The 26,086-nt window shown below is 73.9% G+C and carries 21 protein-coding genes and 1 rRNA gene; 4 read left to right on the forward strand and 18 right to left on the reverse strand.

Features of this window, described 5'->3' with window-relative positions:
- Positions 1-395: 395 nt before the first annotated feature.
- The 4 genes from ald to B086_RS0131735 all read right to left on the reverse strand — a co-directional run bounded on the left by ald (position 396) and on the right by B086_RS0131735 (position 6,296).
- Positions 396-1,520, reverse strand: coding sequence for an alanine dehydrogenase (ald, locus tag B086_RS0131720; protein WP_018570466.1), 1,125 nt, complete (start codon positions 1,518-1,520; stop codon positions 396-398).
- 134 nt (positions 1,521-1,654) lie between these two features.
- Entirely contained in the window at positions 1,655-3,763 is a 2,109-nt protein-coding gene (locus B086_RS0131725; RefSeq protein ID WP_026252970.1) for a tetratricopeptide repeat protein, read from the reverse strand.
- Positions 3,764-3,931: 168 nt separating this feature from the next.
- Positions 3,932-4,558: an NUDIX domain-containing protein gene (locus B086_RS0131730; protein ID WP_018570468.1), complete on the reverse strand. Its 627-nt coding sequence runs from the start codon at positions 4,556-4,558 to the stop codon at positions 3,932-3,934.
- Between the two features lie 88 nt (positions 4,559-4,646).
- Positions 4,647-6,296, reverse strand: coding sequence for a CTP synthase (locus B086_RS0131735; RefSeq protein ID WP_018570469.1), 1,650 nt, complete (start codon positions 6,294-6,296; stop codon positions 4,647-4,649).
- Between the two features lie 512 nt (positions 6,297-6,808).
- Here B086_RS0131735 and B086_RS0131740 point away from each other — a divergent pair.
- The gene (locus B086_RS0131740) at positions 6,809-8,611 is read left to right on the forward strand and encodes a glycoside hydrolase family 15 protein (RefSeq protein WP_018570470.1); all 1,803 of its coding nucleotides are present in this window, start codon (positions 6,809-6,811) and stop codon (positions 8,609-8,611) included.
- A gap of 21 nt (positions 8,612-8,632) precedes the next feature.
- Here B086_RS0131740 and B086_RS0131745 read toward each other — a convergent pair whose 3' ends face one another.
- Entirely contained in the window at positions 8,633-9,184 is a 552-nt protein-coding gene (locus B086_RS0131745; RefSeq protein ID WP_018570471.1) for a DUF3291 domain-containing protein, read from the reverse strand.
- Positions 9,185-9,580: 396 nt separating this feature from the next.
- Here B086_RS0131745 and B086_RS0131750 point away from each other — a divergent pair, with 396 nt between their 5' ends.
- Positions 9,581-11,221 carry a PucR family transcriptional regulator gene (locus B086_RS0131750; RefSeq protein WP_018570472.1) on the forward strand — a complete coding sequence of 547 codons (1,641 nt, stop codon included), beginning with the start codon at positions 9,581-9,583 and terminating at the stop codon, positions 11,219-11,221.
- A gap of 40 nt (positions 11,222-11,261) precedes the next feature.
- Here B086_RS0131750 and B086_RS0131755 read toward each other — a convergent pair whose 3' ends face one another.
- The 6 genes from B086_RS0131755 to B086_RS0131780 all read right to left on the reverse strand — a co-directional run bounded on the left by B086_RS0131755 (position 11,262) and on the right by B086_RS0131780 (position 17,678).
- On the reverse strand, positions 11,262-12,407 hold the full coding sequence (locus B086_RS0131755) for a glycosyltransferase family 4 protein (RefSeq protein WP_018570473.1): 1,146 nt from the start codon (positions 12,405-12,407) through the stop codon (positions 11,262-11,264).
- A 447-nt stretch (positions 12,408-12,854) separates the two neighbouring features.
- Positions 12,855-13,625: a hypothetical protein gene (locus B086_RS0131760; RefSeq protein WP_018570474.1), complete on the reverse strand. Its 771-nt coding sequence runs from the start codon at positions 13,623-13,625 to the stop codon at positions 12,855-12,857.
- A 72-nt stretch (positions 13,626-13,697) separates the two neighbouring features.
- Positions 13,698-15,449, reverse strand: coding sequence for a DNA repair protein RecN (recN, locus tag B086_RS0131765; protein WP_018570475.1), 1,752 nt, complete (start codon positions 15,447-15,449; stop codon positions 13,698-13,700).
- A 135-nt stretch (positions 15,450-15,584) separates the two neighbouring features.
- Positions 15,585-16,508, reverse strand: a complete 924-nt coding sequence (locus tag B086_RS0131770; RefSeq protein WP_018570476.1) for an NAD kinase — start codon at positions 16,506-16,508, stop codon at positions 15,585-15,587.
- Entirely contained in the window at positions 16,505-17,320 is an 816-nt protein-coding gene (locus B086_RS0131775) for a TlyA family RNA methyltransferase (protein ID WP_018570477.1), read from the reverse strand. Before B086_RS0131775 ends, B086_RS0131770 begins: the two co-directional genes overlap by 4 nt.
- A gap of 7 nt (positions 17,321-17,327) precedes the next feature.
- On the reverse strand, positions 17,328-17,678 hold the full coding sequence (locus B086_RS0131780) for a hypothetical protein (RefSeq protein WP_018570478.1): 351 nt from the start codon (positions 17,676-17,678) through the stop codon (positions 17,328-17,330).
- Positions 17,679-17,720: 42 nt separating this feature from the next.
- On the opposite strand from B086_RS0131780, the gene B086_RS0131785 reads away from it, so the two are divergent.
- Positions 17,721-18,068 carry a sterol-binding protein gene (locus B086_RS0131785; RefSeq protein ID WP_018570479.1) on the forward strand — a complete coding sequence of 116 codons (348 nt, stop codon included), beginning with the start codon at positions 17,721-17,723 and terminating at the stop codon, positions 18,066-18,068.
- Here B086_RS0131785 and B086_RS0131790 read toward each other — a convergent pair.
- The 4 genes from B086_RS0131790 to B086_RS0131805 are packed head-to-tail and all read right to left on the reverse strand — an operon-like array spanning position 18,052 to position 22,178.
- Positions 18,052-18,930: an ABC transporter ATP-binding protein gene (locus B086_RS0131790; RefSeq protein WP_018570480.1), complete on the reverse strand. Its 879-nt coding sequence runs from the start codon at positions 18,928-18,930 to the stop codon at positions 18,052-18,054. The two genes, B086_RS0131785 and B086_RS0131790, sit on opposite strands and share 17 nt — an antisense overlap.
- Positions 18,927-20,066: a FecCD family ABC transporter permease gene (locus tag B086_RS0131795; RefSeq protein WP_018570481.1), complete on the reverse strand. Its 1,140-nt coding sequence runs from the start codon at positions 20,064-20,066 to the stop codon at positions 18,927-18,929. The genes B086_RS0131790 and B086_RS0131795 overlap by 4 nt, the downstream gene beginning before the upstream one ends.
- Positions 20,063-21,106, reverse strand: a complete 1,044-nt coding sequence (locus B086_RS0131800; protein WP_026252971.1) for a FecCD family ABC transporter permease — start codon at positions 21,104-21,106, stop codon at positions 20,063-20,065. Before B086_RS0131800 ends, B086_RS0131795 begins: the two co-directional genes overlap by 4 nt.
- Positions 21,107-21,149: 43 nt before the next feature.
- Positions 21,150-22,178 (reverse strand): HAD-IIA family hydrolase, encoded by a 1,029-nt coding sequence (locus tag B086_RS0131805; protein WP_018570483.1) that lies wholly within the window; start codon positions 22,176-22,178, stop codon positions 21,150-21,152.
- A gap of 71 nt (positions 22,179-22,249) precedes the next feature.
- On the opposite strand from B086_RS0131805, the gene B086_RS0131810 reads away from it, so the two are divergent.
- A complete protein-coding gene (locus tag B086_RS0131810) occupies positions 22,250-23,545 on the forward strand; it encodes a DUF1015 domain-containing protein (RefSeq protein WP_018570484.1) in 1,296 nt (431 codons plus the stop codon).
- Positions 23,546-23,654: 109 nt separating this feature from the next.
- Here B086_RS0131810 and B086_RS45165 read toward each other — a convergent pair whose 3' ends face one another.
- The 3 genes from B086_RS45165 to rrf form a co-directional block, all read right to left on the reverse strand.
- A complete protein-coding gene (locus tag B086_RS45165) occupies positions 23,655-24,527 on the reverse strand; it encodes a tetratricopeptide repeat protein (protein ID WP_199790796.1) in 873 nt (290 codons plus the stop codon).
- On the reverse strand, positions 24,419-25,687 hold the full coding sequence (locus B086_RS46150; RefSeq protein ID WP_199790797.1) for a hypothetical protein: 1,269 nt from the start codon (positions 25,685-25,687) through the stop codon (positions 24,419-24,421). Before B086_RS46150 ends, B086_RS45165 begins: the two co-directional genes overlap by 109 nt.
- 280 nt (positions 25,688-25,967) lie before the next feature.
- Positions 25,968-26,084, reverse strand: a 5S ribosomal RNA gene (gene rrf / locus B086_RS0131825).
- Between the last annotated feature and the right edge of the window lie 2 nt (positions 26,085-26,086).

Consider the following 26,086-nt stretch of genomic DNA (forward strand, 5'->3'; position numbering starts at 1 on the left):
GGGAGAAAATGTCGACTCATTCACAAGTCGTCTTACCTCCTTGGTGACCAGGAAATTTCTAGACAGGTCAGCGTGGCACCATGCCGACGGTTGGCGACTCTATGGCGTGTCGGGCGTCCGCAGCAACACAATCCGCCGGACCCGGCTCGATGTGTCGGCAATGAAACATCCCTCTGTCAAGGGCGTACGACCGTCGCACAGCAGGTTTCACCGGTGCGTGAATCGGTCGAATGGTTGCGTTCGAGGCGAGTTGGCCGTGTGCGGCGAAGTGACCATACACACATCCGGCCGGACCTTGCGGGCAAGGTCCGGCCGGGCGCGTGTCGTTGACGACACGAGTTGACGTATCGCCTTTTTCCGTCGGGTGACTTGGTCGACTCCCCGACGCGTGCGGGTCAGACGAGCAGCGACGCCAGCTCGACGTGGTCCAGGCCGTGGGCCTCGGCGACCTCCCGGTAGACGACCTTGCCGTCATGGGTGTTGAGGCCCTTGGCGAGCGCGGCGTCCCGGCGCAGCGCCTCGACCCAGCCGTTGTTGGCGAGCGAGACGATGTACGGCAGCGTGGCGTTGGTCAGCGCGTAGGTCGAGGTGTTGGGCACCGCGCCGGGCATGTTGGCGACGCAGTAGAACACCGACTCGTGGACCCTGAAGGCCGGCTCGGCGTGCGTGGTCGGGTGCGAGTCCTCGAAGCAGCCGCCCTGGTCGATCGCGATGTCGACAAGGACACTGCCGGCCTTCATCCGGGAGACCAGCTCGTTGGTGACCAGCTTGGGGGCCTTGGCGCCCGGGATGAGCACGGCGCCCACCACGAGGTCGGCCTCCAGGCACGCCTTCTCCAGCTCGAAGGCGTTGGAGACGACGGTCTGGATCTTCGTGCCGAAGATCTTGTCGGCTTCCTTGAGCTTGTTGATGTCCTTGTCGAGCAGGGTCACGTGGAAGCCCAGGCCGATGGCGATCTGCGCGGCGTTCCAGCCGGAGACGCCGCCGCCGATGATGACGGCCTTGCCCGCGGGCACGCCCGGGACGCCGCCCGGCAGGACACCGCGGCCGCCGGCCGCGCGCATCAGGTGGTAGGCGCCGACCTGCGGGGCGAGGCGGCCCGCGACCTCGGACATCGGGGCGAGCAGCGGCAGGGCGCGGTTCGGCAGCTCGACGGTCTCGTAGGCGATCGCCGTGGTGCCGGACTCCAGGAGGGCGTCCGTGCACTCCTTGGAGGCGGCCAGGTGCAGGTAGGTGAAGAGGATCTGGTCCTTGCGCAGGCGGTGGTACTCCTCCGCGATCGGCTCCTTGACCTTGAGCAGCAGGTCGGCGGCGGCCCAGACCTCGTCGGCGGTCTCCAGGATCTCGGCACCGGCCGCGGTGTACTCCTCGTCAGGGATCGCGGAGCCGGTGCCCGCGTTCCGCTCGACGACGACCTGGTGTCCGTTGCGCACCAGCTCGTGCACGCCGGCCGGGGTGATGGCCACCCGGAACTCGTTGTTCTTGACCTCGCGGGGGATGCCGACCTTCACGTCGATCACGGTCCTTGACTCAGGGAATGTGGGGCAATTAAGACGTACCCCGGCACGCACGGGCATACCAGGAGACACCGCAGGGGAACGAGCGGCAGAGCCAGTCTAATGAAGGCGTTCCCGCTGTCTAGCCTTTCATTGCATCAATCTTCAGCGGATGCGCTGCGGATTTCGCAGGCATCCTGGCCCTCTTCCCGTGATGTGTGCTCCGGAAGGGCACCGGTTTCGGCCACCGGAGCCCGCCCGGCCGGCTCCGCCGGGTCCGCGAGCATGCGTTCGGCGGCCCCCCGGTGCAGCCGTGCCGCCGCCGGGTCGCCGAGCCGTTCCAGGGTGTCGCCGAGCCTGAGCTGGAGCGCGGCCTGGAGCCGTACGTCCTCGGCGCGGCGGGCCCATTCGACCGCCTCCTGGCAGGTGCGCAGGCACTCCTCGGGCCGGCCCGCGTACTCCTGGACCCGGGCCAGTTCGCTCAACGCCCGCGCGTGCGCGGGGACATCGCCCCTCCTGCGGTGCGCGGCGACCGCGGCCCGCCAGTTGCGCAGCGCCTCGCCGTAGTGGCCCGCGTAGGTGTGGGCGGCGGCGATCCGGCCGTAGAGCCGGGCGGCGTCCTCGTGCTCGCCGCGCGCGAGCCGCTGGGCCAGGGCCCGGCCGAACCAGTCGGCCGCCCGGTCGTGGTCGCCCAGCTCCTGGTGGGCGGCGCCCACGGATTCCATCGCGCGGCCGGTCGCGTACGGGTCGTTCGCCACGCGTCCGGCGTCCAGCGCGGCGCGGTAGCGGGTCAGCGCCTTCGCGGTCCGGCCGGTGCGGGCGTCCAGGTCGGCGAGGTTCAGCAGCGCGGCGGCCTGCTCCCGGGGCAGACCCTGCCGCTTGGCGACGTCCAGGACCAGCCGGTGGATGCCGTACAGATCACCGGCCGCCGCCTGGGTGCCGAGGTGGGCGACCATGGCCCGGACCAGCTGGGCCATCAGCCGGCGGGCCAGGGTGTCCAGCTCCCCGTCGGCGACCGCGAGCCGGGCGGCGGCCAGCAGGGCGGGCCTGCGGAACCGCAGCCACTCCTCGGCGGCCCGCGGGTCGGGGAAGCGCAGGCCGGGGGGCAGGCTCTTCAGCTTCTCGCGGGTCTCGGGGCTGTCGGTCTCGGTGACCGCCCGGCAGGACTGGAGCAGCCGCACGGTGCGTTCCAGCATCCGGGCGCGGGCGAGCTGGAGCTCGGCGGGACGCTCCTCGCGCCCGGCCAGCTCCAGCAGCAGCGGATGCAGACAGCCGGGCACCTCGTAGCGGGGCAGCGGCGCGGGCAGGGCGCGCAGCAGGCCGAGGGCGGCGAAGCGGTCGAGCAGCCCGCGGGCACCGTCCAGGGAGGTCCCGGCCAGCGCGGAGGCGGTGTGCGGGTCGACGTCGCCGGCCGGGGCGAGGGCGAGCAGGCGCAGCAGCCGGGCGGCGGAGCGGGGCAGCTCCGCGTGGACCAGGCGCAGGACGCGGGCGAGCGCGGTGCCCTCGCCGGTGTCGGCGTGCAGCCGTTTGGCGAGGTCGGAGACGGTCTCCTCGGGATGCGCGGCGAGCCGTCCCGCGGCCAGGGTGAGCGCGGCGGGCTGGCCCTCGCAGATCTCGACGAGGCGTTCGGCGGCGAGCGGGTCGACGGTGATGCGCACCGGGTCGATGTGCTGGGTGAGCAGGTCGAGCGCGGACTTGGTGTCGAGCCCGCCCAGGGTGCAGGGCCGGACGTCGGCGATGCCGGTGAGCGGGCCCCGGGAGACGGCGACGAGCAGGCAGTCGGCGTTGTCCGGCAGCAGCGCGTCGACCTGTTCAGCACCGGCCGCGTCGTCCAGCAGGAGCAGCGCGCGGCGCTCGGCGAGGGCGGTGCGCAGGGCGTCGGTGAGGTCGTCCTCGGCGGCGCCGGGCGGGACGGGCAGGCCGAGCGCGGCGAGCAGTTCCCCGGCGGCGCGGGCGACCGGTACGGGGGTGCCGTCGGGCTCGGTGAGCCGGGCCCGCAGGACGCCGTCGGGGTAACGGGCGGCGACCTGGCGCACCAGTTCCCCGGCGAGCGCGGTACGGCCGGATCCGGGCCGGCCCGCGATGAGCAGGACCCGGGCGCGGGGGGCCTTGCGGCCGGAGATGGTGTCGAGTCCGGCGCGTTCGATGTCCGCGCGCAGTTCCTTCAACTCCCGCGTGCGGCCGAGAAAGTGACGGTCCATCACTGTGGGCGACCGGTTGTCGCGGGCCGGTTTCACGCCACCTGCGTCCACCGCCTGATCCGTCACGGGCCACACTCCCGTCCCACCGCACGCGCATACCCGCCGGGACTCCGGTACGGGCGTTTGAAGAGCCTAGTTCACGCTCTGCGACGTTCCGGGACGAGCACGGCGGACAGGTCGCCCGATCGGATCAGCCGATGGTCACACCGGCCTCGCCCAGGGGCCGGGGCCCGCTCAGGACGCGAACGGACGGGCCGGCCACGGTGCGAGCGCCGGGCGCAGCGCGTCCAGGCCCTCGCCCTGCCGGGCCGCGACGAGCGCGAGCACGCCCACGACGAGGCAGTTGTTGTGCAGCTCCCCGGCGAGCACCCCGCGCACCAGGTCGCCGACCGGCACCCGGTCCAGCTCCATGTCCGTCTCCTCGTGCTCCGCGGCGAAGCGCTCGCCCTCGGCCTCGGACAGCTCACGGGCGAGGAAGATCCGTACGGCCTCGTCGCAGCCGCCGGGGGTGGTGTACACATCGGTCAGCACCCGCCAGTCCTCCGCCTTGACGTGCGCCTCCTCGTACAGCTCGCGCTGGGCGGCGTGCAGCGGGTTCTCGCCGGGCACATCGAGCAGACCGGCCGGGATCTCCCACAGCCGCTGCCGCACCGGGTGGCGGTACTGCCGGATGACCAGCACCCGGTCCTGCCCGTCCAGCGCCAGGACGGCCACCGAGCCGGGGTGGACCTGGTAGTCGCGGGCGGACACGGAGCCGTCGGGCATGACCACCTCGTCGGTCCGCATCGAGGTCTTGGCCCCGGTGAACGGCGTCCGGCTGCCCCGGACCTCCCACTCCTCGGGGGTGTCCTTGAACGTCATGCCCTGTCCTCCGCGTGTGTCGGTACCTGTACGCAACCGGGGTGCCCGCTCCGCGCGCGGGCACCCCGGCCACCGTACAACCGGCGGACTACTCGGCGATCTTCCGCTCGACGGCGGCCTTCACCAGCCCGGCGAAGAGCGGGTGCGGGCGGGTCGGGCGGGAGCGCAGCTCCGGGTGGGCCTGGGTGGCGACCAGGTAGGGGTGCACCTCGCGCGGGTACTCCACGTACTCGACGAGCTTGCCGTCCGGGGAGGTGCCGGAGAAGACGATGCCCGCCTTCTTCTCCAGCTCCGCGCGGTAGGCGTTGTTCACCTCGTAGCGGTGGCGGTGGCGCTCCTCGACGTACTCCTTGCCGTCGTAGACCTCGCGCACGAGGGAGCCCTCGGCCAGCTTGGCCGGGTACATGCCCAGCCGCATGGTGCCGCCCATGTCGCCCTCACCGGCGACGATGTCCATCTGCTCGGCCATGGTGGAGATCACCGGGTGCGCGGTGGCCGGGTCGAACTCGGTGGAGTTGGCGTCCGAGATGCCGGCCAGGCCGCGGGCCGCCTCGATCACGATGCACTGCAAGCCCAGGCAGAGGCCCAGCAGCGGGATCTTGTTCTCGCGGGCGTAGCGGATCGCGCCGACCTTGCCGAGCACACCGCGGTCACCGAAGCCGCCCGGGATGCAGATGCCGTCGACGTCGGAGAGCTGCGCCTCGGCGTCAGCCGGGGTCCTGCAATCGTCGGAGGTGACCCACTTGATCTTCACGCGGGCCTTGTTGGCGAAGCCGCCCGCGCGCAGCGCCTCGGTCACCGACAGATAGGCGTCGGGCAGGTCGATGTACTTGCCGACCAGGGCGAGGGTGATCTCGTGGTCCGGGTTGTGGACGCGGTCGAGCAGGTCGTCCCAGGTCGTCCAGTCCACGTCGCGGAAGGGCAGGTCGAGCTTGCGGACCACGTAGGCGTCCAGGCCCTCGGCGTGCACGACCTTCGGGATGTCGTAGATCGAACGGGCGTCCGGGCAGGCGACCACGGCGTCCTCGTCGACGTCGCACATCAGGGAGATCTTGCGCTTGATCGCGGTGGGGACCTCGCGGTCGCAGCGCAGCACGATGGCGTCCGGCTGGATACCGATGTTGCGCAGCGCGGCGACCGAGTGCTGGGTCGGCTTGGTCTTCAGCTCGCCGGAGGGGCCGATGTAGGGCAGCAGCGAGATGTGCACCACGAAGACGTTGTCCCGGCCGACCTCGTGGCGGACCTGGCGGACGGTCTCCAGGAAGGGCAGCGACTCGATGTCGCCGACGGTGCCGCCGACCTCGGTGATGACGACGTCCACCTCGTCGGTGGCCATCCGCCGGATGCGGTGCTTGATCTCGTTGGTGATGTGCGGGATGACCTGCACGGTGTCACCCAGGTACTCACCGCGCCGCTCCTTGGCGATGACCGTGGAGTACACCTGTCCTGTAGTGACGTTGGCGGTGCCGTCCAGGTCTCGGTCGAGGAAGCGCTCGTAGTGTCCGATGTCCAGGTCGGTCTCGGCGCCGTCGTTGGTGACGAAGACCTCACCGTGCTGGAAGGGGTTCATCGTGCCCGGGTCCACGTTCAGATACGGGTCGAGCTTCTGCATCACGACGCGCAGGCCCCGTGCCTTCAGGAGCATGCCGAGGCTGGAGGCGGTGAGGCCCTTTCCGAGCGAGGAGGCGACACCCCCGGTGACGAAGATGTGCTTGGTCGTCGTTGATTTGGGCGGCATGGCCAAGAGGGGGCTCCCGTGGTCGCGGATTGTCGTGCGGTACGGCGGTCCGGCCCGGGGAACCCGGGTTGTCCGGCTGGGGTGCCGTCGCTGCGGTTCGGGGGTTTCGCGCCCACCGGTCCACGGGCTACCAGGGTATCAGCGCCTGAGAGGGATGGCTTCCGGCCACGCTCCGCGCACGCGTCGGCACACAGAAGGGACGGTCACGGGTCTCTCACCCTTGGCTCACCCGTTCGGCGCATGCGGGTTGTCCCGAGCGGCACACAGATCATCTACGTGCGTCGTATCCTGCTCGGACACTCGCTGCCGAGCCCGGCCGGCAACACGGCACCACCCCAGCCCGTACGCACCGGAACAACGAGAGCTCGTCAGTTCGTTGAGCAAAGGTTGTCGTTCTGCCTCACGGCCGACCGGCGGTCTGCTGCACCGCTCAACGACGCATCACAACCCCTTGACCGCACTAGCGACCGCCCCGTATGCGGGGTGACGTGGCCGTTCGACTGGAGTTGCACGTGGCCGGGCGCATCGAAGACTACGCACTCATCGGAGACATGCAGACCGCTGCCCTGGTCTGCCGGGACGGCACGGTCGACTGGCTGTGCCTGCCCCGCTTCGACTCGCACGCCATCTTCGCCGGTCTGCTGGGCACCGAGGAGCACGGCTTCTGGCGGCTCGGCCCGGCCTTCCCGGCGGGCGCCGAGCCCCCCACGGCGAACCGGCGCAGCTACCGGGGCGACTCCCTGATCCTCGAATCGGAGTGGGACACCCCGCGCGGCACGGTCCGCGTGACCGATTTCATGCCCCCGCGCGACGGCGCTCCCCAGCTGATCCGCATCGTGGAGGGCGTCTCCGGCCGGGTCCCGATGCGCTCGGCGCTGCGCATGCGCTTCTCCTACGGCCGCATCGTGCCGTGGGTGCACCGCTACGAGTCCCGGACGGTGGCCGTCGCCGGACCCGACTCCGTGTGGTTCGACACACCGGCGGAGACCTACGGCGAGGCGCTGACCACGTACGCGGACTTCACGGTCGCCCCCGGTGACCGGATCGCGTTCACCATCTCCTGGCAGCCCTCGCACAAGGAGGCGCCGCCGGAGCCCGAGCCCGAGCAGTCGCTGGAGGCGACCGAGGACTTCTGGCGCGAGTGGGTCGGCCACTGCACGTACCACGGCCCCTACCGCGAGGCCGTGGTCCGCTCCCTGATCACCCTCAAGGCCCTCACCTACGCCCCCACCGGCGGCATCGTCGCCGCGCCCACCACCTCCCTGCCCGAGGACATCGGCGGCGTACGCAACTGGGACTACCGCTACACCTGGCTGCGGGACGCGGCGATCACCCTCTCCTCGCTGCTGCGCACCGGCTACCGCGAGGAGGCCCGCGCCTGGCGCGAGTGGCTGCTGCGCGCGGTCGCCGGTGACCCGGAGAACCTCCAGATCATGTACGGCATCGCCGGCGAGCGCGAGCTGGGCGAGGCGGAGCTGGACTGGCTGCCCGGCTACGAGAACTCCGCCCCGGTCCGGGTCGGCAACGGCGCCGCGCACCAGCTCCAGCTCGACGTCTACGGCGAGGTCACCGAGGCCCTCCACCTGGCCCACATGACCGGCCTCGCCCGCAACGACTACGCCTCGCTGCTCCAGCTCAAGCTGATCCGCTACCTGGAGAAGCACTGGCAGGAGCCGGACGAGGGCATCTGGGAGGTGCGCGGCCCGCGCCGCCACTTCGTGCACTCCAAGGTCATGGCCTGGGTCGCCGTGGACCGCACGATCAAGCTGATGGAGTCCGGCGACGTCGACGGCCCGCTGGAGCGCTGGAAGGACCTGCGCGACGAGATCCACCGGGACGTCTGCGAGAAGGGCTACGACAAGGAGCGCAACACCTTCACCCAGTCCTACGGCTCCCGGGAGCTGGACGCCTCCCTGCTGCTCATCCCGCAGATGGGCTTCCTGCCGCCGGACGACAAGCGGGTCATCGGCACCATCGAGGCCATCCAGCGCGAGCTGTCCACCTCGGACGGCTTCATCCTGCGCTACCCCACCGACGGCGACCACGCGGGTGTCGACGGCCTCCCCGGCGACGAGGGCGCCTTCCTCGCCTGCTCGTTCTGGATGGCCGACGACCTGGCGATGATCGGCCGCGTCGACGAGGCCCGCAAGCTCTTCGAGAAGCTGCTGGCCCTGCGCAACGACCTCGGTCTGCTGGCCGAGGAGTGGGACCCGCGCCTCCAGCGCCAGGTCGGCAACTTCCCGCAGGCCTTCAGCCACGTCCCGCTGATCGACACCGCGCTGCGCCTGACGGCGAGCGGGGCGTACGGGGGGTGACGCGCCGCGGCCGCCGGATCCTCACTCGCTCCCGTCCGCGGCCGCGCCGCTGATCCGGGCGGGAGTCCCCTCGGGGTCGAAGGGGTGGCGGAAGGTGAAGGCGTGCGGCGCCGGGCCGTGGTCGTCGAGGTGCTCCAGCCGGGACACCCCCTCCCGCCAGGTGGGGGTCACGTCGTCGGCGACCCACCAGCAGGCGTGGGTGGGGTGCGTTGCCCGCTCGAACCAGTCGCGACGCCTGGTCAGCGCCTCACGGTGCGGACCGGTGTAGACGGCGTCGAAGGCAGGTTGCAGGCCGGTCCAGAGCGACAGGGTCGCGGCCAGGGCGATGGTCTCCGGCGTACGGCCCTTGCCGTACCAGTCCGGTACCGCGTACTCCCCCCATGCGCCCCAGTCCAGTTCGAAGTGGGCGCCCCGCTCGCCCTCGGCCGCTTCGGCGTGGGCGAGATATCCGGGGTGCCGGCTGATCCTCTGGTAGATGCCTCCGGCGCGGTCGTGGAAGTCGCGCGTGGGAGGTGCGGGATCGGCGAGCGGTGACTTCAGGGCGCCGAATGTGTACAGAGCAAGACGGGGCATGCTTCTCTCTCCGGTCGGGGGTTCCTGGTGCGGACCCGGTGCGGTAACTCACGCGGGGACGAGGACGCGTACGGCGTGCCGGCTCGTGCTGCCGCGGGCGCCTCAGCCTGGAGGAGCACCCGTGCGACCGCGGGGCGGCCGCCGAGGGCCCGGTGAAGGTAACCGCTGCGGTGAGGCCCTGTCGACGTTGCGTTTTCGCCGCCCAAGTGGCCTCCGGCACAGGTCTCCGCCTGAACTGGGGCGATGGGCGCGGGATGCCGTCCGAGGGCGGCCCTTCCGCGGCGTACGCCTGACCGGCCGGGGCGGGAAGGCGACCCGGCCGCCGTGGCCGCGCCGTGGTCCTGCCGTCCGCCCGGTACTGTCCCGGTGCCGTTTCCCCAGGTAGCGTCCGGTTTCATGGACCGCAGACTCGACACCGAGGGCGCCGGGATCACCGTGCAGCGCGCCCTCGAACTGCCCGGCCTCCGCAGCGGCCTCCCCGAGATCGTGGCCGGCGGCGACCGGCTGGGCCGCACCGTGCGCTGGGTGCACGCCGGGGAGGTCCCCAACATCGCCTCCCTGCTCAAGGGCGGCGAGCTGCTGCTGACCACCGGCTACGGCCTGGGCACCCGCCCCGCCGACCAGCGCGCGTTCGTCCGCACCCTCGCCGAGCGGGGCATCGCCGCCCTCGTCGTGGAGCTGGGCCCGCGCTTCGCCCGGCTGCCCGCCGCGCTCGTCGAGACGGCCCGCAGCGCCGGTCTCCCGCTGGTCCAGCTGCACCGCGAGGTGCCGTTCGTGGCGGTCACCGAGGAGATCCACACCGAGATCGTCAACGGCCACTACGCGCTGCTCCAGCGCGCCGAGGAGGTGCACCGCCGCTGCACCGAGGCGCTGCTCGGCGGCGGCGGGGTACCGCAGGTGCTGTCCATCCTCGCCGACTTCGGCGCCAACCCGGTCTTCCTGGAGACCCCCGACGGGCGGCTGCTGTACGCGGCCGGCGCCGGGCCGGAGGGCGCCGATCCGCTCCAGGTCTGGGAAGGGCTGCGCGCCCAGCACAAGGACGCGCCGCCACCGGCCGGTTCGGTCCTGGTGGACGTGCCCGGCGGCGGCCCCGGCCCCGGCTCGGTCCGCGCCCGCCTGGTGCTGCTGCCCGTGCGCGCGCCGCTCGCCCCGGTGCACCGCATGGCCGTGGAGCGGGTGGCCGGGATCCTCGCGGTGGTGCTGATGCAGGCCCGGCAGGAGGAGGAACTGGCCGCGCGCGGACGCGGGGACTTCCTCACCGACCTCGCCGAGGGCCGCGTCAGCGCCGAGGACGCCCCCGCGCAGGCCCGCGTCCTCGGCTTCCGGCCGGGCGGCAGCCCGCTGCTGCCGGTGGTCATGCGGCTGGGCGACAGCCTGGCACCGGGCGGCGGCGGAGGCGGCTGGGCGGTGCTGGCGCGGGCGGTCGCCGAGGAGCTGACCACGGTCGGCGTGCCCGCCCTGCTGGGCGTGCGGCCGGTCGAGGGCCGGGTGCTGCTGCTGGTCGGGCTGCGCTCCGAGGCGGAGCGCCCGGCGACCGCCGACCGGGTCGCGGCGGCGCTGCGGGCCGGTGCGGAGCGTGCGGGCATGCGGCGGCCGGGCGCGGCGCCGCCGGTGGTGGTCGTGGGCGTGCCGGGCGGCTGGGCGGCGGCCTCGGCGGGCCTGCGGCACGCGGCCGAGACGGCGACGGCGGCGCAGGGGCTGCCCGAGCGGCCCTGGTACGACGCCCGCCGCCTCGACATCGACCTGCTGCTGTGGCGGCTGCGCGGCCATCCGGACCTGGCCGCCTTCGTGGACCGGGCCATCGGTCCGCTCCAGGACCACGACTCGCGCTCCCGGCCGCCGCTGCTGCCCACCCTCCAGACCTATCTGGCGCACGCGGGCCGCAAGGCGGAGACGGCCCGCGAGCTGCATCTGAACCGGCAGACCCTCTACAACCGGCTGGCCCGGATCGGCGAGCTGCTGGGCACCGACCTGGACGACCCGCAGACGGTCCTGGCACTCAGCCTGGCGCTGCGGGCCCGGCGGCACGTGCCCTGAGCCGGACCCGCGCGCCGGTGTGCGCCGCGCCGGGGCCTTCTCAGACCGGTCGGCCCGGTTCGGTCAACTCGTCGTAGACGCTGAGGACCTGGGCGACGGTCTCGTCCTCGGTGGGCCAGCTCGCGGCCTGCGCGGCGCCCTTCCTCCGCAGGAGTTCGCGCCGCCCGGGGTCGGCGAGCAGCCGCACCACGGCGGCGGCCAGGGTGTGCGGCTCGCCGTAGGGGACGAGTTCGGCCGCGTCGCCCACCAGGTCGGGGATCCCGCCCACGGCGGTCGCGACGAGCGGCACCCCGGCGAGCAGCGCCTCCTGGGCGAGCACGCAGCGCGGCTCCCAGCTGCTGGTGACCAGCGCGAGGTCGGCGGCCGTGAGCAGCCGCCGCACGTCGTCGCGCAGCCCGATCAGCCGGACCGGCAGCTCCTCGTCCTCGATCCGCCGTTGCAGCGCGGCGCGCAGCGGCCCCTCCCCCGCGACGACGACCAGCGGCACCGGGTCGAGACGGCGCCAGGCGGCCGCGGCGTCGAGCAGGAACTCGTAGCCGCGGTGGTGCTCCAGGGAACCGACGGCCAGGAGCAACGGGCGGCCGGTGGCGCCGAGTTCGGCGCGGAGCTTGGGCGGTGTGCGGTCCGGGTCCTCCTGGCCGTCCTGGCCGTCCTCCCGGTGCGGGCCGGGCAGCGCGGTGGCGGCGAGACGGGCGTCGCGCGCACCGGCCCGGCGCGCCCGCTCCACCAGGTCGGAGGTGGTGCCGAGCACCACGGCGGCCGCCTTCACCACCCGCCGCTCCAGCAGCCGCAGGAACCGCGCCCGCGCCCCCTCCGCGTGCGCCCGGCTGTGCCAGGTGACGACGAGCGGGGTGCGCCGGCCGCGGAGCGCGAGCACCGCGCGGAAGGAGGCGTGCAGTCCGTGCGCGTGAACGAGGTGCGCCTCGGTGCAGGCGGCGCGGAGTGCCGCCACGGAACCGGGGTCGCTGCTGCGCGGCACGTGCACATGGTCGGCGCCGACACCGGTGAAGTCGTAGGCGTGGTCGGCCTCCACGGGGGCGCACACCGTGACGCGCACGCCCCGTGCGACGAGCCCCGCGGCCAGGGAACGCACATGGGCACTGCTGCCCGCGTTGCCGCCGCCGATCACCTGCACGGTGCGCAGTGGCGACTGGCCGTGCGGTGCGGTGCTGCTCACGGGGGTCACGCGGGCGGGGCTCCTGGGTCGGCGTGGTGCGGTCAACGGGAAACGTACAGAAGGTATCGGGGGCGCGGGGCCGGGCGTGCGCGCCTCCTGGGCGCACCGCGTTCTCCGTCAAGGATGCCAGGACGTACGGGTGTTCCGGGTACGGCGGGCGGTCGCACGGCACGGCGCCCTGGGGCGGGTGCACCGCTCCGGGTCATCCGCACGAGTGAGCAGGCGCCCGTGCCCCGGCGGGGGCGTGCGGTGCGTGCGAGCGCCGGACCGAGGCCGGGCGGCGGCTTCGTACGCGGGGCGCACGCGTGGCGCACGCGGGAGCGACGGACCGGACGGGTCGGTGTCTCCGTCGCGGTCTCCGTCGCGCGGGGCTCACGCGGGAGTGCGCCTCCCTCCGGGTTTGCGCGCCGGATCCGCCCCCGAGCGGTCCGGGACGGCGGCGGGTGCCGTCCGGTGTCAGCGGGCGCCGGCCGCCGCGCTCACCCGGTCGCCGCAGACCGCCGCCGTGACCAGGACAGCGGCGTGCGCGGCCAGCCCGGCGCGTCCGTTGCCCGCGACGATCGCGGTACCCAGCAGCGCGCCCAGGGCGTGCGCCCCCGTGTCGCCGATCATCACGCGCTCGCCGAGGTCGTCGGGGAGCACCGCCGCGGCGACACCCGCGGCGGTCGCCGACAGCTCGGCCCCGGGCCCCTCGCGCAGCAGTCCGGGCGCGGCGAGCGCCAGCACCGTCCCGGCGGCCCGGCCGGGCCGTACGTCCACGAGGTTGACGAGGTGCGCGGTCCCGGCGATCACCACCGCGGCCAGCACCTTGTCGGCCGGCCGCTCCCCCAGCCGGGCCCCGGCGGCGAGCGCGGCCCCCGAGACGCCGAGCAGTTTCACGGCGCCGCCGGTGACCTCGCCCGCGCGCAGGGCGGACAGATGGGCGCGGAAGCCGCGGCGCGGGTCACCGGCGCCCGCGACGTCGTCGTAGGCCCCGCAGAGCCCGGCGGCGGCCACGGCGAGGGCGGCGGCCGGACGCACCCGTGCCGCGCCCGCCGCCGCGGCCAGCGCGGTGGCCGGGGCCGCGTAGAGCCCGACGGTCCGGCCGGCGTGGTTCTCGCGCTCCCAGCGCCCGCGGCCGCCGGGCGGCCGGGTGCGCAGCGCCCACAGGGACGCCCGGGTGAGCGCGGCCGAGGCGAGTGCGGCCGAGGCGAGGAGTGCGGCGTTCCGGCCCGCTCGTACGATCATGCGATCACTCTAGGGACCCCGGGGACGCGCCAGGAACCGCCCCTGGCCGACCACCGCCCGGCTCGCGGGCCGCTATCCGTCGGCGCGCGCCGCCGCCAGCAGTTCCTCCGCGTGGGCCCGTGCCGTCTCGGAGTCCTCCTGGCCCGCCAGCATCCGGGACAGCTCCCTGACCCGGTCCTCGCCCTCCAGCACCTTCACGCCCGAGCGGGTCACGGACCCGTCGTTCGTCTTCTCCACCAGCAGTTGCCGGTCGGCGAAGGCGGCGACCTGCGGCAGATGCGTCACCACGACGACCTGCGCGCTGCGCGCCAGCTTCGCGAGCCGCCGCCCGATCTCCACGGCCGCCTTGCCGCCGACGCCCGCGTCGACCTCGTCGAAGAGGTACGTCGGTACGGGATCGGTGCCCGCGAAGACGACCTCGACGGCCAGCATCACGCGCGACAGCTCACCGCCGGAGGCGCCCTTGGCGATCGGGCGCGGCGGGGCGCCCGGGTGCGGGGCGAGCAGCAGTTCGACCTCGTCGACGCCCCAGGGGCCGTGGGCGACCGTGCGGCCGTGCACCTCCACGCCGTCCGGGTCCTCGGTCTGCCGCAGCTCGAACGACACGCGCGCGTGCGGCATGGCCAGCGAGGCCAGCTCGGCGGTGACGGCGGCGGCGAACCGCTCGGCGGCCTCGGTGCGCGCCTCGGTCAGGTCCTGCGCGAGGCCGCCCAGTTCGGCGCGGAGCGCGTCCCGCTCGGCGGTCAGCTCGTCGATCCGCGAGTCGTCGCCCTCCAGCTCGGTCAGCCGGACGGCGCCCTGCTCGGCCCAGGCCAGCACGGCGTCGATGCCCCGCTCGAACTCGCCGTACTTGCGGGTCAGCGCGGTCAGCGCCGCGCGCCGCTCCTCGACGGCGGCCAGCCGCAGCGGATCGGCGTCCAGATCGCCCGCGTACCCGGCCAGCTCCCCGGCCACGTCACCGAGCAGGATGCCGATCTCACCGATCCGGTCGGCGAGCGCGGCGAGCGCCGGGTCGTGCGACCGTACGGCCTCCAGGGCGCGCTGGGCGCCCGCGACCAGGGTGGCCGCGTCGATGCCCTCGGGGTCCTCGGGGTCGCCCGCGAGCGCGGCGTGCGCGACCGTCGCGGCGGAGGCGAGCGCCTCGGCGTGGCCGAGCCGCTCGGCCTCCTCGGCCAGCTCGGCGTCCTCACCGGCGCGCGGCTCGACGGCGGCGATCTCGTCCAGACCGAACCGGAGCATGCCGGCCTCCTGGGCGCGTTCCCGCGCGCGCGTGGTGATCTCCTCCAGCTCGCCGGAGACCGCCCGCAGCCGCCGGTACGCCTCCGCGTACTTCGCGAGCGGCACGGCGACGGCGTCGCCCGCGTACCGGTCCAGCGCCTGCCGCTGCCGGGACAGCTTCAGCAGGCCCTGCTGGTCGGTCTGGCCGTGCACGGCCACCAGGTCGTCGGCCAGCTCGGCGAGCAGCCCCACCGGGACGCTGCGCCCGCCCAGATGGGCCCGGGAGCGGCCCTCGGCGGAGACGGTACGGCTGATCAGCAGCGCCCCGTCGTCCAGCTCGGCGCCCGCCTCCTCGGCCCGGAGCGCCGCGGCGGCTCCGGGGGGCACGGTGACACGCCCCTCCACGACCGCCTTCCCGGCGCCGATCCGTACGAGCGCCGGGTCCGCGCGCCCGCCCAGCAGCAGTCCCAGGCTGGTGACCACCATGGTCTTGCCCGCACCCGTCTCACCCGTGACCGCGGTGAAGCCGGGCGACAGCTCGACGACAGCGTCGTCGATGACTCCGAGCGACCGTATCCGCATCTCCTCCAACACGACCCCGACCATACGAGGTTTTGCTCGCCTCGCGCGACGCGCCCCACCCGACCGGGGAGAACACGGACCGTTACCCATGGACGGCACGCTCGTTCACCAGTGCGCCCCCGCCGTGGCGGGGTGGCGGGCGCCGTGCCGCGGCACAGCTCAGCGCGGGGCCCCGCGCCACCCTGACACCGGCAGGGCGAACTTGGCCACCAGACGGTCGGTGAAGGACGCGTGGTGCAGCCGGGCCAGCCGTACCGGGACGGCGCCGCGCCGCACCTCGACGCGGGCCCCCGGGGGCAGCTCGACCGTGCGGCGCCCGTCGCACCACAGGACGCCGGGCGGCACATGCGGCAGCACCTCGACGGCCAGCACCGAGTCGGGCGAGGTCACCAGCGGCTTCGCGAACAGGGCGTGCGCGCTGATCGGCACCATCAGCAGCGCCTCGACCTCGGGCCACACCACGGGACCGCCCGCGGAGAAGGCGTACGCCGTCGACCCGGTGGGCGTGGCGCACACGATGCCGTCGCAGCCGAAGCCGGTCACCGGGCGGCCGTCGATCTCCAGGACGACCTCCAGCATCCGCTCGGCGGACACCTTCTGCACGGCCGCCTCGTTCAGCGCCCAGTCGGTGTGCACGATGTCGCCGTTGCGGTGCACGACCACGTCGACGGTCATCCGCTCCTCGACCTCGTAGGCCCGGGAGACCACCCGGTCCACGACCTTGTCCAGGTCGTCGCGCTCGGCCTCGGCGAGGAAGCCGACGCTGCCGAGGTTCACGCCGAGCATCGGCACGCCCGAGGCGCGGGCGAACTCGGCCCCGCGCAGCAGCGTGCCGTCACCGCCGAGGACGATCAGCAGCTCGCAGCCGTCCAGGCACTGCGGGGTGGCCTCCGCGACCAGCCGCACCTCGTCCGGCAGCGGCAGGTCGCGCGCCTCCGCCTCCAGGACGCGTACGCCGATCCCGGCCTTCAGCAGCCCCTTCACCACCAGCTCGGCGCTGCGCACGGCGGCGGGCCGGCCGGTGTGGGCCAGCAGGAAGACGGTTCGTGCCTGGGTGTGTGTCCGAGCTAGGTCCTGTGTCAACGCGGCCCCTCCGCCACTGCACGGTCAACATCGGCCGGGTCCAGGGCGGGCGCCCCGGCACGCAGCCACAGAAAGTACTCGACGTTCCCGGACGGGCCCGGCAGCGGGCTCGCGGTGACGCCCCGCACCCCGAGTCCCAGCTCCCACGCCTTCCCGGCCACGCCGCGCACGGCCTCCGCCCGCAGTTGCGGACTCCGTACGACACCCCCGCTGCCCAGCCGCTCCTTCCCCACCTCGAACTGCGGCTTGACCATCATCACCAGATCGGCGTCCGGCGTCACGCACCGCGTCAGGGCGGGCAGCACCAGGCCGAGCGGGATGAAGGACAGATCGCCCACGACGAGGCCCACGGGCTCCCCGTCGATCGCCTCCAGGGTCAGTTCCCGTACGTTCGTACGGTCCTTGACGGTGACCCGCTCGTCCTGCCGGAGCGACCAGGCGAGCTGCCCGTAGCCGACGTCGGCGGCGACGACGTGCGCGGCGCCCGCCCGCAGCAGCACATCGGTGAAACCCCCGGTGGACGCGCCGGCGTCCAGCGCCCGCCGGCCCTCGACGACGAGCCCCTGCGGGACGAACGCCGCCAGCGCGCCGGCCAGCTTGTGGCCGCCCCGGGAGACATAGCCGGGGTCGCTGTCGTCGGCGGTGACCACGATCGCGGCGGCGGTCTCCACCTGCGTGGCGGACTTGGTCGCGACGGTCCTGCCGACGGTGACCCGGCCCGCGGCGATCAGCTGGCCGGCGTGCTCGCGCGAGCGCGCGAGCTTGCGGCGGACCAGTTCCGCGTCGAGACGGCGGCGTGCGACTCCTGCCACGTTCGGTTCAGCTCCTGTGTCGGTACGGCGGTGAAGGCGCCGGCGGCGCCGGGGGGCCCTGGGGTCCCGGAGGTCCCGGGCGGGTGTCGAGCGCGGTGAGCGCGTCGCGCAGCCCCCCGTGTACATCCTCGTACACCTCCAGGTGCCCGTCGGTCCCGAGGTGGTCGGCGTCGCCGAGCCGTTCCAGGGCGGCGTCGACGTCCGCGTCGCCGGTGGGCGTGCGGGGCACACCGAGCGGGGCGGGCACGAAGGGTTCGCCGGTCGCGGGGTCGGCGGGGGCGGCGGGCTGCTGGGCGGCGGGCTCCCGGGGGACCTCCGCTGCCGTCCGGGGCCCGGCCTCGGGCACGGAGTCGCTCATGCCCAGACGCTACCGCGAAGCCCTGGGGTACCGTCGGTCGCGATGGCCACGATCGAGGAGTGCCGTACCGCACTCGAGAAGCTCTCGGACAGCATGTCGGGCGCGCAGGGCGACGTCCGGGAGGCGGCCTCCCTGGACCGCTCGGTGAGCTGCCACATCACGGATCTCGACGTCACCTTCGCCGGCCGTCTCACCGGCGGCCGGATCGACGTGCGCGAGACCCTGCCGGGACCGCCGCGGGACAGGGCACAGATCCGGCTCGCCATGGCGGGCGAGGACCTCCTCGCGCTGGTCGGCGGCGAGCTGAACTTCGCCACGGCCTGGGGTTCGGGCCGGGTGCGTCTTGAGGCGAGCCTGCTGGACCTGTTCCGGCTCAGGAAGCTGCTGTGACCTCGGCCCCCGGCGTCACGGAGGCGTGACGCGCACGGGCCGCGCGGGCCGCCGGGACCACCAGCGGGGTGCCCGTCTCCGGGTCGTCGATGACCTGGCAGCGCAGCCCGAAGACCTTCTCCACCAGCTCGGCGGTGACGATCTCCTTCGGCGCGCCCTGGGCGATGACCTCGCCCTCGCGCAGCGCGATGAGATGGGTGGCGTAGCGGGCCGCGTGGTTGAGGTCGTGCAGCACGGCGACGAGGGTGCGCCCCTGCTCCTCGTGCAGCTCGGCGCAGAGGTCCAGGACGTCGATCTGGTGCTGGATGTCCAGGTACGTCGTCGGCTCGTCCAGCAGCAGCAGCGGCGTCTGCTGGGCGAGGGCCATGGCGATCCACACCCGCTGGCGCTGACCGCCCGACAGCTCGTCCACGTACCGTTCGGCGAGCGCGGTGACGCCGGTCTGCTCCATGGACTCCTGGACGACCCGCTCGTCCTCGGCCGACCACTGCCGCAGGATGCCCTGGTGCGGGTAGCGGCCGCGGCCCACCAGGTCGCCGACGGTGATGCCGTCGGGCGCGATCGACGACTGGGGCAGCAGCCCGAGCGTCCGGGCGACCTGCTTGGCGGGCATCGACTGGATGACCTGGCCGTCCAGCAGCACCCGGCCGTGGCTGGGCTTGAGCATCCGCGACAGGGCGCGCAGCAGCGTGGACTTGCCGCAGGCGTTCGGGCCGACGATCACCGTGAAGGAGTTGTCGGGGATCTCGACCGACAGTTCCTCGGCGATGACGCGCTGGTCGTAGGCCAGGGTGACGTTGTCGGCGGACAGGCGGCTCACGGTGCTCCTCGGGTCGTTCACGGTGGTACTCGGGTTGCTCATATCCGGCCCTTCCGGCGCTCGGTGACCAGCAGCCACAGCAGGTAGACCCCGCCGAGCACGCCGGTGACCACGCCCACGGGCAGCTGGTCGGCGCCGAAGGCGCGCTGGGCGGCCCAGTCGGCGGTGACCAGCAGGGCGGCGCCCATGCACAGCGACGGGACCAGGTTCGGGCCGGGCGAGCGGGTCAGGCGGCGGGCGAGCTGCGGCGCGGTCAGCGCCACGAAGGCGACCGGTCCGGCGGCGGCGGTCGCGGCGGCGGTGAGCAGGACGGCGGAGCCCATCAGCAGCAGGCGCACCCGCTCGACGCGTACGCCCAGGGCGTAGGAGACGTCGTCGCCCATCTCCAGCATGCGCAGCCCGCGCGCGTTGCCGAGGACGAGCGGGAGCAGTACGGCGCACAGCGCGAGCAGCGGCCAGACCTGGTCCCAGTCGCGGCCGTTGAGCGAGCCGGTCAGCCAGTTCACCGCGCGGGCCGCGTCGACGAAGTCCGCCTTGGTGAGGAGGTAGCCGTTGACCGCGGTGGCGACCGCGTTGACGCCGATGCCGACCAGGACGAGCCGGTAGCCGTGGACGCCCTGCTTCCAGGCCAGCAGATAGATGGCGAGCCCGGTGGCCAGGCCGCCCACCAGCGCGCCGAGGGTGACGGCGGCGGCGTTGCCGGACAGCAGCACGATCACCACCAGGGCACCGGCGGTCGAGCCCTGGGAGAGGCCGAGCACGTCGGGGCTGCCGAGCGGGTTGCGGGCGACCGACTGGAAGAGCGCGCCGCCCAGGCCCAGGCAGGCGCCGACCAGCAGGCCGACCAGGACACGCGGCAGCCGCAGTTCGCGGATGATGAACTCCTGGCCCGCGTCGCCCTGTCCGGCCAGGGTCTTCAGTACGTCGGAGGCGTCGATCGGGAAGTCTCCGGTGCCGATGAGCACCACGCCCGCGGCGAGCGCGGCGAGCGTCAGCAGGACGACGACGGTGAACGCCCGTACGTCCAGGCGCAGGGAGAGCCCGCCGGGGGCGCGGACGGCACGCACGGCGCGGGGCGCGCGGGCGCCAGGAGTGTGCGCGGCCCCGGTCCCGGCGGCCGTCGCCCCGGTGGCGGCCGTCCCGGGGTTCTTCGCGGTGGGGGTGCGGTGCGTCTTCACAGCTGGGCCGTCCTCCGCCGCCGGACGAGCAGGATGAACACCGGGCCGCCGATGAGCGCGGTGACGACGCCGACCTGGACCTCGGCGGGCCGGGCGACGATCCGTCCGATCACGTCCGAGCCGAGCAGCAGCACGGGCGACAGCACGGTGGAGTAGGGCAGGATCCAGCGCAGGTCGGGCCCGGTGAACGAGCGCACCACGTGCGGGACCATGAGACCGACGAAGACGATCGGGCCGCAGGCGGCGGTGGCCGCCCCGCACAGCACGGTCGCGGCGAGCATCGCCAGCGCCCGGGTGCGGTGCAGACGGGCGCCGAGGGCGCGCGCGGTGTCGTCGCCCATCGACAGGGCGTTCAGCGGCCGGGCCAGCAGCAGCGCGAGCGCGGTCCCGGCGACGCAGAAGGGCAGCACCTGGACGACGGTCTCGTTGCCGGCGGAGGCCAGGGAGCCCACGGTCCAGAACCGCATCCGGCCCAGCGCCGCGTCGTCCGTGATCATCACGGCCTGGACATAGCCGTAGAGCGCGGCGCCGATCGCCGTACCGGCCAGCGCGAGCCGTACCGGTGTGGCGCCCCTGCTGCCGCCGAGGAACCACACCAGCGCTCCCACCGCGGCGGCGCCGAGGAAGGCGAACCACACATAGCCGCTCAGGCTGGTCACACCGAAGTAGGTGATCGCGGTGACCACGGCGGCCGACGCGCCCGCGTTGATGCCGAGGATGCCCGGGTCGGCCAGCGGATTGCGGGTGAGCGCCTGGAGCACGGCACCGGCCAGGCCGAGCGCGGACCCGGCGAGCAGTCCGAGCAGGGTGCGCGAGAGCCGCTGGCCGACCACGACGTCGCCGTACGTCCCCGAGTCCTGGAACAGTCCGTGCCAGACCTGGGCCGGGCTCAGCCCTTTGGCGCCGATCGCGACGCTCGCCAGGGCGACGAGCAGCAGCAGCGCGGCGGACGCGAGCAGCCCGGCGGCGCGCGCCCCGCGACGGCTCGGGGGTGCGGCGGCCCGCGCCGCGCGCTCTTCGGGGGGACTGTCGACCAACACCTGGTTAGGGTAACCTAACCCCTCCCCTGGCCTCGACAGTGCGTCACAGCCCCAGGCGGCCCAGCGCCTTCTCGCTCTCCAGCGCACACGCCTGCGCGCCGCCCGCCGTCCACGCCGCCGCGCACAACGCCCGCAGCCCGTCCAGCGGTTGACCCTCACCGGCCAGCTCCAGCCGGTCGGCGCCCGCCGTCGCCGTCCACCCGCCGCACCGGAAACCCTCACCCGTCCGGGTGACTTCCGGCTGCCCGGTGAGCAGCCCGCGCAGATCGGCGTCCACATACGTCGGCCGGTGCTCGGGCGGAGCGGCCAGCAGCCGCGCCCCGTCGGTCACCCCGGTCAGCACGAGCAGCGAGTCCACCCCGCCGTTGAACGCGCCCTCGATGTCCGTGTCCAGCCGGTCGCCGACCACCAGCGGACGCCGCGCCCCGGTGCGCAGCACCGTCTCGCGGTGCATGGGCGGCAGCGGCTTGCCCGCCACCTGCGGCTCCGCGCCCGTGGCGATCCGGACCACCTCCACCGCCGCGCCGTTGCCCGGGGCGATGCCGCGCGCGCTCGGGATCGTCAGGTCCGTGTTGGAGGCGAACCACGGCACCCCGCGCGCGACGGCGTACGCCGCCTCCGCGAACCGCCCCCACGGCATCTCGGGGCCGCCGTACCCCTGGGCCACGGCCGCCGGGTCGTCGTCGGCCGAATCCACCGGCTCCAGGCCGCGTTCGCGCAGCGCCACCCGCAGCCCCTCACCCCCGATGACCAGCACCCGCGCCCCCTGCGGCAGCTGATCGGCGATCAGCCGGGCCACCGCCTGCGCCGAGGTGACGACGTCCGACGCCTCGGCCCGTATCCCCAGGTCGGTCAGGTGCGCGGCCACCGCGTCCGGGGTGCGCAGGGCGTTGTTGGTGACGTACGCCAGGTGCATGCCGCCCGCGCGGGCGGCGGCGAGCGAGTCCACCGCGTGCGCGATGGCCTCACCTCCCGCGTACACCACCCCGTCCAGGTCGAGCAGCGCCGTGTCGTACGCCTCGCTCAGCGCCCGCGCACTGCCCTCGGGACCGGTCCTGACGCCCTGACTCATTCCGCATCGCTCCTCGTGTGCCGGTTTCCCCCGATCATCCCCCATGCCACTGACACACGTACGATGCCGGGATGAACACAGCAGGTCACTCGCCGGCAACACCGCGCCGCGGCCTCGACCTCACTCCGTTCCGGGGCCTCCGCTACGACCCCGACCGGGTCGGCAGTCTGGCCGCCGTGACGTCGCCCCCCTACGACGTCGTCGTACGCCCCGACGGACTGCACCACCTCCAGTCCGCCGACCCCCACAACATCGTCCGGCTGATCCTGCCCCAGGCCGGCACGCCCGACGCCCGCAACGAACAGGCCGCCGACACCCTGCGCCGCTGGCTCGCCGAAGGCGTCCTGACCACCGACCCGGAACCCGGCCTGTACGTCTACGAGCAGCGCGACGGCGACGGCATGCTGCAACGCGGCCTGATCGGCGCGCTGCGCGTCTCGGACCCGGCGGACGGCGTGGTGCTGCCGCACGAGGACGTGATGCCCCATGTCGTCGCCGACCGCGCCGCCCTGATGCGCGCGACCAGCGCCAACCTGGAACCGCTGCTGCTGACCTACCGCGGCAACGGCTCCACCGCCGCGACGACCGTGATCATCGAACGCACCGCCGAACGGCCCCCGCTGCTCTCCACCACCACCGAGGACGGCTTCAGCCACCGCCTGTGGGCCCTCACCGACCCCGCCGACCTGGCCGGGATCCGGGAGGACCTGGCCGCGCACCAGGCCCTGATCGCCGACGGCCACCACCGCTGGGCCACCTACCGGCGCCTGCGCGCGGAACACCCCTCGCCCAGCGCCTGGGACTACGGACTCGTCCTGCTGGTGGACACGGCCCGCTATCCGCTCCGCGTCCGCGCCATCCACCGCCTGCTGCACGGACTGCCGGTCGCCGACGCACTGACGGCGCTCGGCGGCCACTTCCGGGTGCGGCGGCTGGACGGGACGCCCCTGGCCAAGGCCCTGGAGGTGCTGGCGGACGCGGCCTGCGCGGGCAACGCCTTCCTCCTCGCGGGCGACGGCTCCTTCCATCTGGTGGACCGCCCCGACCCCGGTCTCCTGGACCGTACGGTCCCCGCCGACCGTCCGGCGGCCTGGCGCAGGCTCGACGCGACCGTCCTGCACGCCACGCTCCTGGAGCACGTCTGGGACATCCCCGAGGACGATCCCGCCCGTATCGCCTACATCCACGACACCGCAGCCACCGTGGCGAAGGCCGAACGTGACGGCGGGACGGCCGTCCTGCTGCACCCGGTCCGCGAGGACGTGGTGCGCGAGCTGGCCCGGCAGGGCGTCACGATGCCCCGCAAGTCGACGTCGTTCGGCCCGAAACCGGCGTCGGGACTGGTGCTGCGGGCACTGGAGCTGTGAGGGCGCAGAGCCCGTGACAGACGAAGGGCGGGCCCCGGTCGGTGTCGACCGGGGCCCGCCCTCTGTCACTCTCGCCGTCACTCTCGCGGCGCAAGGACGCTCAAGGAGTTCAGTCCTTGTCGGCGCCTTCGTCGTTCTTGGCCTCGACGTCGTTCTTGGCCTCGACGTCCTTCTTGGCCTCGGCGTCGTCGGCGCTCTCGGCGTCGTCGGCGCCGCTGTGCTGCGGCGCGGGTTCGGGCTCGTCGGCCTTGTCCGTCGCGGCGGCCGTGTCCGTCGTACCGGCCGTGTCGTTCTCGCCGTCCTCGTCGAGCGCGTCGGTGAACTCCACGCCGTCCAGCTCGGCCAGGCGGTCCGACGCGTCGGTGCTGCCGTCCCGGTCGGCCTCGACAGCCTTCGCGAACCACTCGCGCGCCTCGGGCTCCCGGCCGGCGGCCAGCAGCGCGTCGGCGTAGGCGTACCGGAGCCGGGCGGTCCACGGCTGGACGGAGTTCGAGGCCAGCTCGGGGCTCTGGAGCGTCACGATGGCCGCGTCCAGCTGATCCATGTCGCGCCGGGCACCGGCCGCGACGAGCCGCATCTCCACCTGCCCGGCCTTGTCGAGCTTGTGCACCTCGGGGGCACCGGCCATGTCCAGCGCCTTCTCCGGCCGGCCGAGCCCGCGCTCGCAGTCCGCCATGACGGGCCACAGTTCCACGTTGCCGGTCATCCGCCGCGCGGCCCGGAACTCCGCCAGCGCCTCGCTGTACTTCTGGCTCGCGTACGCGGCGAACCCGGCCGCCTCGCGCACGGCCGCGACACGCGACGCCAGCCGCAGCGCGACCCTGGAGTAGCCGTAGGCGCCCTCCGGGTCCTCGTCGATCAGCCGGGCGACCATCACCAGGTTCCTGGCGACATCCTCGGCGAGCGTCTTCGGCAGGCTCTGCAACTCCTGCCGTACGTCCTTGTCGATCTCGTCGCCGGTGACCTCCTCCGGGATCGGCAGCCGCTTGATCGGCTCCCGGTCCCGGTCCCGGTCCCGCTCGTCACGGAACCGGCCGCCGCCACGGCGGTCGTCGCGACGGTCGTCACGGCGGTCATCCCGCCGGTCGTCGCGACGGTAGGACGGACGGTCGCCCTCGCGGCGGAAACCACCCGGACGTCCCCCGCGGTCACCGCGGTCGCCCCGCTCCCCGCGCTCACCGCGATCGTCGCGGCGGAAGCCACCGGGACGGCCACCCCGGTCGTCACGGCGGTCATCCCGGCGGTCGTCACGACCGCCACGGAAGCCACCGCGGTCGCCACGGTCATCACGACGGTCGTCCCGCCGGTCATCGCGACGGTAGGTGGGCCGGTCACCGCTGTCACGGCGGAACCCACCACGGTCGTTGTCCCGCCGGTCGTCGCGACGGTCGTCACGGCGGTAGGTGGGACGGTCGCCGCTGTCCCGGCGGAAGCCACCGCGGTCGCCGCCGGGGCGGTCGTCCCTGCGGTCGTCGCGACGGTAGGTGGGACGGTCGCCGCCCTCGCGGCGGAAACCGCCACGGTCGCCGCTGTCCCGGCGGTCGTCACGACCGCCACGGAAGCCACCGCGGTCGCCACGGTCATCACGACGGTCGTCCCGCCGGTCATCCCTGCGGTCATCACGACGAGCGCCGTACCCACCGCGGTCACGGTCACGGTCGTCGCGACGACCGTACCCACGGTCGTCGTCACGACGGGCGCCGTACCCGCCACGGGTGTCGTCGCGCCGGTCGTCCCTGCGGTCGTCCCGCCGGTCATCGCGACGGTAGGTGGGACGGTCGCCGCTGTCCCGGCGGAAGCCACCGCGGTCGCCGCCGGGGCGGTCGTCCCTGCGGTCGTCACGGCGGTAGGTGGGCCGGTCGCCGCCCTCGCGGCGGAAACCGCCACGGTCGCCGCTGTCCCGGCGGTCGTCACGACCACCACGGAAGCCACCACGGTCGCCGCGGTCATCACGACGGTCGTCCCGCCGGTCATCACGACGGTAGGTGGGCCGGTCACCGCTGTCACGACGGAACCCACCACGGTCGCCGCCGGGGCGGTCGCCGCGGTCGGGACGGTCCGAGCGGTCGTCGCGACGGCCGCCGTACCCACCGCGGTCGCGGTCACGGTCGTCCCGCCGGCCGTACCCACGGTCGTCGTCACGACGACCGGTGTAGCCACCACGGTCGTCGCTGCGGCGCGGCCCGCCGCGGAAGCCGCCACGGTCACCGCGTTCGCCGCGGTCACCAACGTCCCGGCGGCGCTGATCGCGCTCCGGACGCTCGTCGGGAGAGTTGGTGGACATCGGTGACTCCTGTCTGCTGTACCGCAAAGTCATTCTCACGCAACCGGGTACCCGGCGCGCTCCAAGCTGTGTGTGACGAAAAACAAAAGGACCCCTGGTCCCAGCTGAACGCTGGTGACCAGGGGTCCTCCAAAGATTGTTCGGCGGTGTCCTACTCTCCCACAGGGTCCCCCCTGCAGTACCATCGGCGCTGTAAGGCTTAGCTTCCGGGTTCGGAATGTAACCGGGCGTTTCCCTCACGCTATGACCACCGAAAC

Origin of the sequence: Streptomyces sp. PsTaAH-124 (assembly GCF_000373685.1) — a bacterium.
GTDB classification, from domain to species: domain Bacteria; phylum Actinomycetota; class Actinomycetes; order Streptomycetales; family Streptomycetaceae; genus Streptomyces; species Streptomyces andamanensis.

Excerpts from the sequence above, each read along its gene's own strand:
- B086_RS0131810 (WP_018570484.1), top strand. The coding sequence starts at position 22,250 with ATGAACACAGCAGGTCACTCGCCGGCAACACCGCGCCGCGGCCTCGAC.
- B086_RS0131760 (WP_018570474.1), bottom strand. The coding sequence starts at position 13,625 with ATGATCGTACGAGCGGGCCGGAACGCCGCACTCCTCGCCTCGGCCGCA.
- B086_RS0131750 (WP_018570472.1), top strand. The coding sequence starts at position 9,581 with ATGGACCGCAGACTCGACACCGAGGGCGCCGGGATCACCGTGCAGCGC.
- B086_RS0131730 (WP_018570468.1), bottom strand. The coding sequence starts at position 4,558 with ATGACGTTCAAGGACACCCCCGAGGAGTGGGAGGTCCGGGGCAGCCGG.
- B086_RS0131790 (WP_018570480.1), bottom strand. The coding sequence starts at position 18,930 with ATGAGCAACCCGAGTACCACCGTGAACGACCCGAGGAGCACCGTGAGC.
- B086_RS0131735 (WP_018570469.1), bottom strand. The coding sequence starts at position 6,296 with ATGCCGCCCAAATCAACGACGACCAAGCACATCTTCGTCACCGGGGGT.
- B086_RS0131805 (WP_018570483.1), bottom strand. The coding sequence starts at position 22,178 with ATGAGTCAGGGCGTCAGGACCGGTCCCGAGGGCAGTGCGCGGGCGCTG.
- B086_RS0131745 (WP_018570471.1), bottom strand. The coding sequence starts at position 9,184 with ATGCCCCGTCTTGCTCTGTACACATTCGGCGCCCTGAAGTCACCGCTC.
- B086_RS0131785 (WP_018570479.1), top strand. The coding sequence starts at position 17,721 with ATGGCCACGATCGAGGAGTGCCGTACCGCACTCGAGAAGCTCTCGGAC.
- B086_RS0131780 (WP_018570478.1), bottom strand. The coding sequence starts at position 17,678 with ATGAGCGACTCCGTGCCCGAGGCCGGGCCCCGGACGGCAGCGGAGGTC.
- recN (WP_018570475.1), bottom strand. The coding sequence starts at position 15,449 with ATGGTCGGGGTCGTGTTGGAGGAGATGCGGATACGGTCGCTCGGAGTC.